General features: G+C 40.3%; 9 protein-coding genes. 4 read left to right on the top strand and 5 right to left on the bottom strand.

Annotated elements, in window-relative coordinates; genetic code table 11:
* Nucleotides 1-9: 9 nt before the first annotated feature.
* The 3 genes from MHI27_RS22470 to MHI27_RS22480 form a co-directional block, all read right to left on the bottom strand.
* Nucleotides 10-426: a hypothetical protein gene (locus tag MHI27_RS22470; RefSeq protein WP_405174738.1), complete on the bottom strand. Its 417-nt coding sequence runs from the start codon at nt 424-426 to the stop codon at nt 10-12.
* A 478-nt stretch (nt 427-904) separates the two neighbouring features.
* The gene (locus tag MHI27_RS22475; RefSeq protein ID WP_405174739.1) at nt 905-2,275 is read right to left on the bottom strand and encodes a WG repeat-containing protein; all 1,371 of its coding nucleotides are present in this window, start codon (nt 2,273-2,275) and stop codon (nt 905-907) included.
* Nucleotides 2,276-2,371: 96 nt separating this feature from the next.
* Nucleotides 2,372-3,478: a YrpD family protein gene (locus MHI27_RS22480; protein ID WP_405174740.1), complete on the bottom strand. Its 1,107-nt coding sequence runs from the start codon at nt 3,476-3,478 to the stop codon at nt 2,372-2,374.
* Between the two features lie 316 nt (nt 3,479-3,794).
* On the opposite strand from MHI27_RS22480, the gene MHI27_RS22485 reads away from it, so the two are divergent.
* A complete protein-coding gene (locus MHI27_RS22485) occupies nt 3,795-3,971 on the top strand; it encodes a hypothetical protein (protein ID WP_405174741.1) in 177 nt (58 codons plus the stop codon).
* Nucleotides 3,972-4,844: 873 nt separating this feature from the next.
* On the opposite strand, the gene MHI27_RS22490 is transcribed toward MHI27_RS22485, so the two are convergent.
* Nucleotides 4,845-7,097: a stalk domain-containing protein gene (locus MHI27_RS22490; RefSeq protein WP_405174742.1), complete on the bottom strand. Its 2,253-nt coding sequence runs from the start codon at nt 7,095-7,097 to the stop codon at nt 4,845-4,847.
* A 351-nt stretch (nt 7,098-7,448) separates the two neighbouring features.
* Between MHI27_RS22490 and MHI27_RS22495 the strand changes: the two genes are divergently transcribed.
* Genes MHI27_RS22495 through MHI27_RS22505 form a run of 3 tightly spaced genes read left to right on the top strand, consistent with a single transcriptional unit; the run spans nt 7,449 to nt 11,775 of the window.
* Complete coding sequence (locus MHI27_RS22495) at nt 7,449-9,218, top strand: sensor histidine kinase (protein ID WP_341128842.1); 1,770 nt, start codon at nt 7,449-7,451, stop codon at nt 9,216-9,218.
* 11 nt (nt 9,219-9,229) lie between these two features.
* On the top strand, nt 9,230-10,474 hold the full coding sequence (locus MHI27_RS22500; protein WP_341128843.1) for a response regulator: 1,245 nt from the start codon (nt 9,230-9,232) through the stop codon (nt 10,472-10,474).
* A 23-nt stretch (nt 10,475-10,497) separates the two neighbouring features.
* The gene (locus tag MHI27_RS22505) at nt 10,498-11,775 is read left to right on the top strand and encodes an extracellular solute-binding protein (RefSeq protein ID WP_341128844.1); all 1,278 of its coding nucleotides are present in this window, start codon (nt 10,498-10,500) and stop codon (nt 11,773-11,775) included.
* An 82-nt stretch (nt 11,776-11,857) separates the two neighbouring features.
* On the opposite strand, the gene MHI27_RS22510 is transcribed toward MHI27_RS22505, so the two are convergent.
* Nucleotides 11,858-13,456, bottom strand: coding sequence for an ABC transporter substrate-binding protein (locus tag MHI27_RS22510; protein WP_405174743.1), 1,599 nt, complete (start codon nt 13,454-13,456; stop codon nt 11,858-11,860).
* Nucleotides 13,457-13,470 lie beyond the last annotated feature (14 nt).

Genomic DNA, 13,470 nt, shown 5'->3' on the forward strand with positions numbered 1-13,470 from the left:
TAGATTCGTTCATGGCCATATAACCTTATATGATCCATTATTTTGGAATCCTCTTACAAGGATTTTATGGTAACCATAAAATCCATTATGAGTAAACGTATGAGGACCAGCCGATAAGTTACCTGGATCATAAGCTAATACATTACTCCCATTCGCATCGTATATGTCAATAGAGTAATAATCATAAATGCCTGCATCAATTTGTATCGTAACCGATCCATTTAAATATATAGATGTTGAGGTAGTTCCCAAGGAGTAACTGACTTGACCCCGCAGTGCTACAGAATCGCTTGACAAATTCTGAACTTCCTGTTGTTGAATACTAGAATTATTAACTGCTTCATCTGCAAAAATTGACTGGGCTGGTGCTAAAATCAAAGTCATCATCGAAAGCGTTGTTATAAAAGTCTTTTTAGCTTTGTTCACACTTACTACCTCCCTGAATTTGGTATTTACAATATAATAATACTATTTATTCTTTATATTGCAAATACATATTTAGTATTTTATGGAACTATAGTAGTTTCATTGACATTTTAGAATATTTGTAACAACAGGAAAATATATCACTAATAGAAGTTCTAGAGTAAAGGGCTGATTATTTCAGTATCTTCATCAATCCGTTCGATAGATTTTCCCTCATACGACTTTCAAATGTTTGTCATCCTATTTTTCGGAGATGGTTGTTTCTCATATTTCAACTTTTCATCATCATAAATTCCCTTTAACTTCTGTATAATTTGGCATTTCTTCAAATACAGATACCCCAGTCGTACTTTGCGTATATTTTATGAGATAAATCAGAAAAATCACAAGAATAGCTAGTAATGAAATAATAGGACTTATAACAATATTTTGTTTTTAAAATTAAACTCCCCTCAATTTCTTAACGATTTTAAGGATGTCATCTTCTCCATACAATTTTCCCGCTTTGATTAATATAAATTTCCCCGTCATCAACAAATGCATATGATAGTCCATAAAAAAATGGATTTGCCCACGCGAGTGTTGGTTGAATAACCCATTCCCCTCTTTTATTGATAAACCCAGTCTTGCCTCCCGACTCTGCTACTGCAAGTCCTCCCATAAAATTACTTGACTTATCAACTTGGCTAAATATTTGTAATTCTCCCTTCTTATCTACATAACCCTGTTTACCATTAAGACGTACTGCCCCTAATCCTTCAGAAAATGAATTAGCAGCTTCATAAATGGCAGGAATAACTAATTTCCCTGTTTTATTAATGTAACCGTATTTGGAATTTTTCTTCACAACCGATAAGTCTTCTGAAAATGATTCTACCTGCGAATAGGCTACTTCAATAACTGCCTTCCCTTTTTTGTCGATAAAACTGAAAGCATCCTTAATCTTAACAAGAGCGAGCCCCTCACTAAAATCCATGGCGCTATCATATTGTGCCTTAATTACAAGATTGCCTGAAGGATCGATAAAACCAAATTTGCTTCCTATTTGAACTGCCGCCAACCCCTCAGAGAAATCGCTCGCACGTGTGTATTTTGGCTTTATGACACTTGTTCCCGTTATATCCATATAACCGTATTTAGATATGACTGAGTCAGGCGAGGTGGATATTATAACGGTTCTATATGCTGCCAACCCTTCTGAAAAACTTTTCGCATCATAGTAAGCCCCCTTTGGGATCACGATTTTACCCTGCTGATTGATAAAACCTGCAAACTTACCACCTGATTGCACAATAGCCAACCCTTCTTTAAACGCATAAGCATCAGAGAACTTCTCCTGATAATCAATAACAACCTTGCCTTGTGCATTTATATAACCAAATTTCCCTCCATTCATAACTGAGAAGAGATTCTCTTTGGAGTATAGGGAGACAATTTGTGACTGACCATACCACTTCACTTCCAACCCACTTGCCTCACCAATAAATCGTAAAGGAACATAAGTTGTACCATTAATGATTTGAGGGGGCACTTGAAGCGTGAAGGGAGTATTATTAATCCATGCAGTGTTTTGATTAATTAAAAATTTAATAATAGTGCCCGACTTACTTCCAGTAATAGTCTTGCTTGCAGAGTCAAAAGTTACAGTAAAGCCCAATGAATTGAAAATATCTTTAAAGGGAGCTAAAACCGATCCATTCTTGATAACTGGTGAGTGTTCTCCTTGGATGGAGCTCCCGTATAATATAGTTCTAACTCGATCTTTGGCGTAAACCGGCCCTTGTCTAAACGAAACAATAATAAAAGCAGCGAAAAAGAATAACAGTCCTAATTTCATTGATATTTTCATGCACTACAGCTCCTTCATGTCTTGATATCAGTGGAGTCGCTTAATTAGATATAGCCAACTTCCAGAGAAGATAGGAAATTGGCTATATATTTAAACTTATTCTCCGGTGACGGTAATGGTAACTTTATTATTCGCATCTCGTGTTACGGTAGCATAGTCTTGATCTGGGCTTGGGAAAGCACTACTAAAAACCGATGTCCCATCAACTTTGATATTTGTGAATTCAGACTTGTTTTTCCCAACGTTATCCCCCGTCACAACCGATAAAACTTTCCATTTTTGAAAACTAGTTGATTTGATGTCATAATCAGTATTTGACGTTATAATCGTAGTTAACGGTGTATCAGCCGAACTATAGCAGCCAATGTCAGCACAGATAGCAGTACCATCAATCTTCATACGGATTTTTTTATTATAATTGTACCATGCATAAATTGTAACTTGGGAACCTGCTAGGTAAGCATTGGATGACTGAACTTTATTAAAAGATGGATCGTATGAATGATTTATTGTAATTCCGTTAATTTGAATTGCAGGTTTCCAACCTTTTTCAGCAAGGCCTACTCCAACATTTTCATCATACATCAATCCCATGTCAGCAGAGTTGCCTCCAGCCAAGAAACCAGTATAGGTATATGCGTTTTCACCTGTAGATTTGGACACTTGTGAAGGTGCTGCTACAGTCGCTGAAGTTGAAATATATGTTCCACTCTGTACTATGTACTGCCTTCCTCCAATTCCACCGGGTAAATCTGCACCAGTATTAGCAAGTGGTGAGATTTGATCTCTGTTCGAGTATACTTCTTCGGTAACTGAACCAGAACCAACTGATGAATCAACATTTGTATTTGAATTTGAATGATCAATTGGAACAAAAAACGCTTTTCTACCACCATTTGTATCTTCCTCGTAAAAATAATAACCGTCTTCATCTACGCTTATGTAATCGTAGACGTGCTCAGAGGAAGCTTGAATAAATCCTTTTAGACTTTTAATAAGCTTCTCTTTTTGAATCTCGTTAGATGCCTCGCTGATAAATTCATCAATAACATTTTGGGACACACCAATCTTATTCTGAATATCAATAAAATTCTTCTGTTTACTGGCTGTATTTGGTGAACTTGTTGATTCCGCACTTACAGAGGGTGAAAGTATTAAAAATGTGATCATTACTACAGAAAGAGCTGCATTTTTAAAATTCATTGTTCATTCTCCTCTTTACATTTATTTTCACAAAACTTTTATTATCGCGCCTCCCCTTAAATTGAATATTTGGAATTTCTAGTTAATTTTATTCCATGTTCTGATAGATTACAACCTTTTTTACAATATATGTACATTGATCAATTGAATAACTTCAATCCCATACTATAACAAGGTTTTCTGAGCACAAAAAAAAGAGTACCTCCCCGAATCTTGAATAGGTTAAGCGATTAAACTAAATGAGACATGGAAGCTTCCTATGCCATGTGTCTGTTTTCCATGCAAGATTTATATCAATTGTAAAGAGAAGAGTGATTTGATCTTGATACTTGCTCTTCAAGAAGGGTTCATTTTTGACGACACTAAAGCTATTAATGCAACGCATATCAAGGCCGATGAAACAAACGAAAGAACCGAAAATGCGTGGTTTCATTTTCAAGAAGGGACGAACAAACTGGTTGCTGCAAAAAAGCTTAAAGTAGAACAGAAATAATTTTTTTCAGAAGACGGACGAGGCATTGTTTCATGGAAGGAGTTTGCTAAGCGAAGATCTGCGGTTGAACGATTAAATACGTACCAAAAAGAGTTCTTTCAATTAAACAACGTAAGGCTGCAATCAAGTCAGAATACGAGGTTACATTTTAACATCGTAACTTTGCTATACAGCAGTATGAATCTAGTGGTAGATCAAGTAAATAAACTACAACATGAGCAAACAGCATATTTTAATAATTTTTCCATGTTAAATTAGAGTTGGAGTTGGTTCATTGTCAACCTGAAAAAACGACTCTATGAGAATTCTTGATGATTTTAAAGGTGACCCCCTTACTTTTTCCTTATTTCGTATAGTTGTTAGGAATATCAGATAATGAGCGTTGCAAGCGGATAGATTTTTACATCATCGTGTTTGCTACTCTTTCCCCGAACGTCTTTAGTTGATTAAATACCAACAAGAAACATTACAAATTAATTGCTAATTCATATTTAATCGCACTTCTCGTCTACTATCTTAATATAATATCTCTGTCCCTGTTCCCAAGTTTTCTCTAAACTAATCTGTACAATATGAATTTTTAGAATTAACCAATTTTCACAGTAATCTATAAATTTTGTCACTATTCCCCCACTAAGAATTACTCATATGATATCATTCAATACTTATTTTCAGTTGTGATACCGCAGCAAAACATCAGACGAACAATCGTTCTCGCACTCTACCGCGCTAAGATATTCACACAAATTTATATAATAAATAAATATCAAAAAAAGACCGTATATTTCCCATATGAGAAATATACGGTCGATTTAATCAGTATTTAGGATCAATAGCTTTTAATCACAATCTTTTTGTAATGGATCTACATGACTATTTCTTCGCTGGCAGTGGTGTAACCAGGAAATTCACCGGCAAGTTACTACCAGAAGCTGCTGTAAACAAGATCTCCACGGAGCCGCCATAATCGCCAGTACGATAAATCACACTGTTCATGTCAGCCGATGAGAGACTTCCCGATGTCGGCATGTGTACAATTTGACCATTAACCATGACAGGTCCCATGTAATTACCGCCACGTGGATTAAATGTAATTAATGAGTTAGGTGCAACACGATCGAATTTAATTTTGTATAACACGCCGAAATTACCTGCATTGGATGCTTCAGTACCATTCATTGGGTCTACACCAGTCAAATTCAAATCACTCAAATTGTCACCGAGAAGAAGTCTCGCAGGAGTTGTTCCTACTTCGTCGGTAACCGTGATGATGCGTGTAGAATCAGCATAAGTTCCCCGGTTATGCACCCCATCACGATCCAATATTGGAAGTGTAGGAAGTGTAGTCAGAGGATCTTTATTCGCATCGATCAGCATGACATTATATTCAATAGGATAATCACTAAATAAATCCGCTTGGAGGGATACAATCTCTCCTGGTTTCATTGCAGTTTTGTTTAGATCTGTAAGAATCGAGACGCTTTCTCCTGGTTGTAGGACTGTTGTCTTATAATCTCTTCTAGTCTGCATAGATTCCCAGTACCGCTGCACTGACATTTTACCAGTACCTTCAGGATAAGAGATCGGACCACCAAAGCCTACATACTCTGTTGTAATTGTCGTAGGGTACAGATTGTTATTCTTAGCAATCACATACACCTTCGTTTTAATATTCATATTATTCTTGTGGTGGACCAAAAAGCGAGTTCCGCCGAATGATGTTTCTTTATACGTGATCCCTTCCGTATTCACTGTTTCTGGACTGTTACTGCGGATAAGGGTATAAGGCTCAGAAGAAAGATTATAAGCTACCTTCTGCCAAGTTGGAACCATCGATCCGTCGATGTTAAATACGCTACCCGGAGCACCGAATAATCTATAGAAATCTTCTTTACTGTACAAGATTTCATCTGAAATATTAATGGTCTTCTCAAAAGTGCTGATTGCGCCATGTGAATCTTTTACTTGAATAGCGACTGTTGCTGGACCTGGTGTAAAGAAAGCTTCTGCTTTGTTCGTCCAAGTCACTTCAATTGGATCACCGTCTGGGTCGCTGCTTAGATCCGAATAAGTGATCATTTCACCCATCTTGTAAGAATCTTTGTCTGTCGTGAAATTAGCGACTGGCGGTGTATTTGGTTTAAGTACATTGATGGTCACAGAGTATGGATCACTCCACTGTCCATTCGCATCCATAACGGAATAGGATACTACATAAAATCCTGGTGTATCATAGATATTTTGCTTATTTGGTTCCCAGCGTTCATCGACAATGGCCGTACCATTCGGTGAAGAGCTGGAGGTCACGAAATTCACAGGATCACCAGCATAAATTTCAGTTGGCACTGTAAAAGAAGCTTTAGGTTTCGTGTTCAGCGTAAGAATCACTCGTTTTTGCACATTATCTACGGTATAAGGAATGCCTAATGCCCCGGTGATGGACGTCAAAGGAACCATGAATGTACCATTAGTTTGGTAAGCTGGACCTTTCATCGTCACATTTTTACCATTAACGGAATAGATCTTACTGTCCGTTTTAAAGCGCATTACGTCGCTTCCTTTGGTAACAATGGTCTCTTTCGTTTTATAATCGTAAATGTATTTCACACCTACGCGTTCTACCATAGCTCGGATCGAAACGTATGAGACGCCATTCTTCACGGCCATTGGCTGATTAGCCAAATACTCAACGCCGTTTTGGTACATTTTGTTGCTGTTCATCATAAGTACAAGCTGATTACTAGCTGCAGCACGAACACCATCCGTTGGTGTAGGTTGTGTAGTGGTTTCAGGTGTTGCACTTGGGAGTGGTGTAGCAGTTGGTGCAGTTGTTGCTGTAGGTTCGGATGTTGTTGTCGGTTCAGTTGTTGTCGTCGGTTCAGCTGTTGCCCCAGAGATTGGAGTTGGAGTTGGTGTAGGTGATACGACTCCCCCTGGTACCTCAGTTGGCATTGGCGGCAATGGGTCAGTAGCTTCTGGCATTACATCCGTCGCAGATGTGGCAGCTGCTCCTACTGCATTGGTATTACCTGAGGTACTATTGACAGATTCAGCAAAAGCCGGCACTGCCGAGGCGGCCTGAGATATGGCCAAAACAGCAACTAACGTTAATTTCTTCAAATCCATGATATGACTCCTCTGCTCCTATTTGTAAATATAAGTAGGTCTCTGTCTTTTTCATACTCCTCTTATATTCCCCGCAAAAACGCAACCGCTCTCAGCGGAGCGGAAGAATTGCTTTTTGCCACGTTCGTTATAACAAAACATAGTATTAGACGCATCCGACCGCAAAAAGTTTCATTTTAAAGTAAAGAAAGATTAACCCAGTATTAAAACAAGCAAAAACAACCTTTCATCCGCTACCCGAAAAATATGAGATTATCCATATAAATATGTGTATTTTACAGCAAGGTATATTCGCTTTCATTTGCTTTTGTTACAATGTATGGAAGAATATCTTTTCATGCGGGTGATGACATGTCCAAGAAAATCTCCATCCTCGTTCAATTAATCATGGGTTTCTCACTGATCATTTTCACTATCGTAGCCTTTACGATTTTTTTGTCCTACCGTTCGTCATCCCAAGCCGTTCTTAACCGGTCGAACCAATATATTCTGGAGTCCGTCAAACAGCTTCAAGGTAAAATGGACGCTATTCTTCAAGATAACGACAAACTCTCTTCTACGATCATGTTCAGTCCCTTGATACAAGAAACACTAGGAGACTTAGCAGAATCCCGTACACCTCCTACTGACGCTATGGATATCACCCGCTACATCGATCAACAGACACGTTCCATCAATTATGACATCCAGTTCAAGCTGCTCGGACTTTCAGATAATCAGGTATATACCAATAGCAGCTCCTTAAAAGTAATCTGGGACAGCGAGAGAGAAATCCGCGGCGCCTATTGGTTTCCAGCTATAGCCCAGAATAACGGCCGTATGCTCTGGTTTGGTGCAGATGTATGGCAGAACGGCACGATCCCTGTGGTCATGGGAGCTAGGCAAATTAATGATTGGAATGATTTAAATCGGCTAGGAACCCTATTTCTCGTCCTTCCTGTGGAGGTTATCCATAACGCTGTCAGCCAATTTCATCTTGGTAAGAATGAGAAAATTCAAATTGTTGATTCCTTCAACACCATTGTTTATTCCACCGATCCAGATGAGATAGGTCTGTATATGGATGATAGAATTCTAAGTCAATTCAGTAATCATAAAGCACGAATCATCCCAAATACCATAAACTCCCGCAATATGTTCGTATCCTACGCTTATTCCCCCTACAGCGAGTGGAGCATTTTTGCTTACATTGATTCTAAAGAAGCTGTTAAAGATTTAAATGGCATTCGCAGAAATATTATTTTAATTGGCCTGCTCGGGATGGCCGCAGCGTTATTGTTTACCTTCTTTTTCTCGTGGACACTGTCTAAGCCGCTTCGTAATCTCGCAACCAAGCTAAGCAACGTTGAACGCGGAACCACGCTACCGTTTGTAAAAACAACCATGAATAAAGAAATGGCTATCCTATACTCAAGCTATAACTCTATGCTTCAAAACCTAGACCATACGATTGCTGACCTCTCAAGCAAACAAATCAGTGAAAAACAAGCTCAGATCGTAGCTCTTAAAGCACAGTTTCGCCCTCATTTTCTCTACAATACATTGAACACCATCTATTGGTCACTGGCTAATAAACATATGCGAGAAGAGTCACAGATGGTTATTGCACTAAGCGATTTGCTTCGATACAGCATTGATCGTGGATCGGAATTTGTTACGGTTGAGGAAGATTTACAACAACTAGAAAGGTTCATTTACCTGCAAAAACTACGCTACGAGGACAAACTACAGGTTGATCTGCACGTGAATCCTGAGGTCATGAATAGGCAGCTTATGAAGCTAACCCTTCAGCCCCTTGTAGAGAATGCTATCACGCATGGACTTGAACCTACACTACGCGAAGTATGGCTTATACGTATTCGGGCCTATAGTGAAGGCAACTCACTTGTGCTAACAGTAGAAGATAACGGAGAAGGCATGAGCGAGGCAAGAATGGCAGAGGCCTTAATCAGCGGCGAGGTTAATCCGGAGAAGCTGCTCCACACCGGTATCGGTCTCTCCAATCTGAATCATCGTATAGAACTAATCTATGGACATGGATTTGGCCTTCATTTATCAACCAGCGAGCTCGGAGGCTTACTCGTAAAAGTCACTGTTCCATTACAGTTCGATCAAGGGTAGGGGGTGAAGTGATGAAAGTGTTAATTGTTGACGACGAAAGTTTTGTCCGACGATCCCTGTCAGAAATGCTGGGAAGTGCGAACCATAATTTTAGCATCATTGGTTCAGTAGAGAACGGATTAGAAGCGATACAACTGTTAAAAGAGCAGGCAATTGACCTTGTAATATCAGACATACGTATGCCTGGCATGGATGGACTCGAGCTTTCTAAGCATATCCATGAATGTTACCCTGACACCGAGACGATACTGCTCACTGGTTATCAGGATTTCTCCTATGCCAGCCAAGCCATAAGGTACGGTGTACGAGAATATCTGGTCAAGCCAAATTCAGTTGAAAATATCCTCGAAGTCGTAACAAGTGTGTATGAACGTCTGGAATTGAAGAAGCAACACAGGCAAGTCTCGCAGCTGCGAGAAAAGAATCTTCGGGAGAAACGCCTTTCTGATCTACTTTATGGCATTCCATTACCCTACTTTGAAGAACAGCTCATACCTCCCTTTCATTCTTTTGTCATCATTACTGTAAATCACCTAGGTGATGTTATGCCACAGTACTGGTCTGAACAAGCGATGTATGCAGCCGTAATCAATATATTAGAAGAGTGTTTTTCGCTTTACGCTAATGTTGTCGGCATTCAAGAGGAGCAAGAAGCGATAATCATGTTGTTTTATCCCTATGAACAATCCGAAAGAATCGATGAGACGCTAACTCAGGAAATGATGATTAAGCTGTCTAGCCTCTTGAAATCGCCTTTCAGCGCGGGTGTCTCCAACCCTCACTATGATCTTGGAGCCCTCGCAACAGCTTATCATGAGAGCCTGCAGGCGTGCCAACAGCTCAAAAAGGATAGTACCCGACCCGTTATCTATTATAGTGAAGTATCCATGTGCTCAGCTTCTCCACAGCTTACGGAACAACTACAGGTGAAGGCTACACGCAGGGTAATCTCTATAATGATTGAGGCTATGAATTCGCGACTCCAAGAGAACCTCTCTCTCAAAATGATTGCAGATGAATTATACATGAATCCAACCTATCTAGGCCGTCTGTTCAAAGACGATGTAGGAGAATGCTTCTCCAGTTTTCTTACCAAGCTTCGTATTCAAAAAGCAATAGAGCTGCTAAATAATGTTACGCTCAAAGTTTACGAAGTTAGCGAATTAGTTGGCTTTAAAGATCCTGCGTACTTCAGCCTCATATTCAAGAAATACATGGGTATGACTCCTCAGGAATTTCAGAAGCACAACAAATAAAGACGAGGTGTGTTCTCTTGCATGTGAATGCTAAGTTGTTGACTATCCTGTTAAGCTTTGGATTGCTGCTTCATACAAGCGGTTGCCAGATCTCTCCTTCCAAGGAAGATATCGACCTTCAAGACCCGATCCAGCTAAACATCTGGCTTACAGCTGGATCGGGTCTTGAGCTGCTTATAGCAGAGTATCAATTGCAGCATCCCGAGCTAGAAATCCATATTCAAACCTCAACCTCCACGCAGCTTCCCGCCAAGCTGCAAACTTCATTCGCAGCAGGATATAGTTCCCCTGATGTGGCGGCCATTGATATTAGCTATTTGGATCGTTTCAAGCAGTTCCCCGATTATTTTTATAATCTAACAACATTTGGAGCGAATGATCTAAAGAATCAATTTCTGAGTTGGAAATGGCAGGAGGTGCTCGGTAATGATTTTATCTTCGGATTACCGACTGATATTGGTCCCTATGCTATGTTGTATCGGACTGATATCTTCGCGTTATCTGGACTCCCTACCAAACCTGAAGAAGTAGCAAAGCGAATCCAAACTTGGGACCAATTCCTCAAAGCCGGCACTAGAGTCCATGAGGCAACAGGTAAAGCCTTTGTCAATGACTTAGAGAATCTTTATCTAACCCTTCTGCGTCAGTCCAAGCTTCAATATTACAGCCCCACTTCCCAAGAGCTGATCATAGGAAATAATCCAGCAGTAAAAGGGGCTTGGGACTTTGCAATTCAAGCTCTGAAGCTGAATCTATCCGCAGGTATTGCTGTAGATACACAGCGCTGGGGCGCAGGTCTGCTAAACGGCGACTTTGCAGTGATGCTCTGTCCGGCTTGGATGATTGATCATATCAAGAGTAGTGCTCCAACAGCCAGCGGATTATGGAATGTAACGACCATCCCAGGAAATAGCGCTAATCGAGGAGGTTCCGTCCTTACCTTGCCTAGAACAGGCAGTCATCCAGAGGAGTCATTCGCGCTTATCAAATGGTTAACCGAGCCCGCACAACAGCTAATTTCATTTAAGTCAGAAGGGGCATTTCCCTCCACCCCCGAAATTTATGACGATCCCGAGATCCATAACCTGTCTGATCCCTATTTTCCTAATTCTGAGGTTGGACGTGTCCTCTCTACAGCAGCACAAGAAGTAGTTCCCACCTACTACGGTCCGCACCACGCCGATGTAGAAACAAATATGCTCGAGTATTTAACCAAAGCCGAGCAAGGTAAGCTAGATCCCGAGCAGGCTTGGTCACTTGCCATTCAGGTAGTGCAAAAAATAGATACTTCTTTCCGCTAACCTATTCACCAAGCGTACAATAAAGGCTATCCCCAGCGCATTAATCATGCCGGGGATAGCCTTTTAGTTTCATTTAAAGTATTTATTTTTGAGCAGCCAAGAAAGCATCTAGTTGTTTTTGTTTCTCTGCAATAATCTTATCAAGTCCGGCTTTCTTCAGCTTGTCGGCGTACTTAGTCAATACGGTATCGGGATCAACAGAACCCGTATCCAAACTGATGTCATATTCATCCATAACAGCTTTACAAGCTGCCATTTCAGTCTTCATAGAGGATGCGTCGAAGTTAAAACCGAGCGCAACAGAAGCTTTACCTTTGGAGTTGAAGGCCTTGAATTGCTCCCATTTGTCTGGAGCTTCACTTTCCCATACAGGATTCAGGAATTGGCTTCCAAGCATCCAGGCGGCAGCGGTATTATAGTCACCCGTTTTCTCAGTAGCTTTAATCGTATCACCGCTAACGACATCATAATGGACACCTTTTACACCAAATACGAGCAGATTATTGATTTCTTTATCCGTGTGCAAAAGATCTAATACCATCATGGCACGAGCTGGATCACCCGAGGAAGCGGAGATCGCTAACATTGATCCTGCTGCATCACTAGTAGAAATCGTCGGTTCGTTAAAAGCAATTTGTTTCAGTTTTCCGACCAAACCTGTAGCATTAGCCAATTCACTATCTTTACCAGGTTTAAGTGATTGTACTGTCATAAAGACATTACCGGCCTTCATTGCATCTTGCGTTGAATTTGTAGCCACGGCCGCATCTTTGTTAATATAACCTTTCTTCATATATTCACGAGTAAGCTTGATGATTTCTTTATAACGATCCAGTTCAATCATGGATTGAATTTTAGTATCCGATGAATCCTTAAGCAGAACGCCCGGAATTGAAGCATCACCAAGCGTATCGTACTGCGCCATGTACTGGGAGTTAAAGGTCTCTCCTTGCTTGAAGTACAGTGGAGTTAGGTCAGGTCTCTTCTCCTTTACGACTTTGAGCACGGCATCCAAATCTTGAATGGTCTTTACATTCGACATATCAATACCCAGTTCATCAGCAATATCGGAGCGATAAACGATCCCGCCTTGTGCTGCTAGCTCCTTATTCGTAGGAACGGCATAATTCACACCATTGATCGCAGAACCTTTTAAGAATTGCGGGTCGAGATTTTTAAGAATCCCTTGGCCATATTCGTTCAATAGATTGCCGTACTTGCCGTTATCATCATTAAGTGGGAGGTAAGCACCTTTAGCTGAATTGGTTACATAATTTTTCCATTGGGCTGTAAAAATAATATCGAATTTCTCCTGACTGGCAATCTTCAGATTAACATCATTGTCCCATGGACCCCAGTCGATCGGTGCAATATCCAATTTGGCGTTAATTTTAGGTTCCAGAAGCTTATTGATAGCGTCTTCTACAACCTGCTCATCCTTTTGAACGGCACCGACATAGATTAACTTAACAGTATAAGGATCTAATTTCTTCTCCGGTTCAGCTGTAGGATCTGCAGCGGGCTCATCTGTTGCCGCAGCATTGGTAGCGGTTGTATTTTCACTTGGCGCTGGTGAGGCTCCTTCATTATTCCCGTTATTCCCTCCGCATCCAGCTAAGCTAAGACTGAGTACTACGATAAGCATCAGCGTTAAAAGTGTGCTTGTTCGAATAGCCTTCATGTATACCATAACCT

Source organism: Paenibacillus sp. FSL H8-0261 (genome assembly GCF_045040645.1).
Taxonomy (GTDB): domain Bacteria; phylum Bacillota; class Bacilli; order Paenibacillales; family Paenibacillaceae; genus Paenibacillus_AQ.

Excerpts from the sequence above, each read along its gene's own strand:
- MHI27_RS22475 (WP_405174739.1), bottom strand. The coding sequence starts at position 2,275 with ATGAAAATATCAATGAAATTAGGACTGTTATTCTTTTTCGCTGCTTTT.
- MHI27_RS22480 (WP_405174740.1), bottom strand. The coding sequence starts at position 3,478 with ATGAATTTTAAAAATGCAGCTCTTTCTGTAGTAATGATCACATTTTTA.
- MHI27_RS22490 (WP_405174742.1), bottom strand. The coding sequence starts at position 7,097 with ATGGATTTGAAGAAATTAACGTTAGTTGCTGTTTTGGCCATATCTCAG.
- MHI27_RS22495 (WP_341128842.1), top strand. The coding sequence starts at position 7,449 with ATGTCCAAGAAAATCTCCATCCTCGTTCAATTAATCATGGGTTTCTCA.
- MHI27_RS22500 (WP_341128843.1), top strand. The coding sequence starts at position 9,230 with ATGAAAGTGTTAATTGTTGACGACGAAAGTTTTGTCCGACGATCCCTG.
- MHI27_RS22510 (WP_405174743.1), bottom strand. The coding sequence starts at position 13,456 with ATGAAGGCTATTCGAACAAGCACACTTTTAACGCTGATGCTTATCGTA.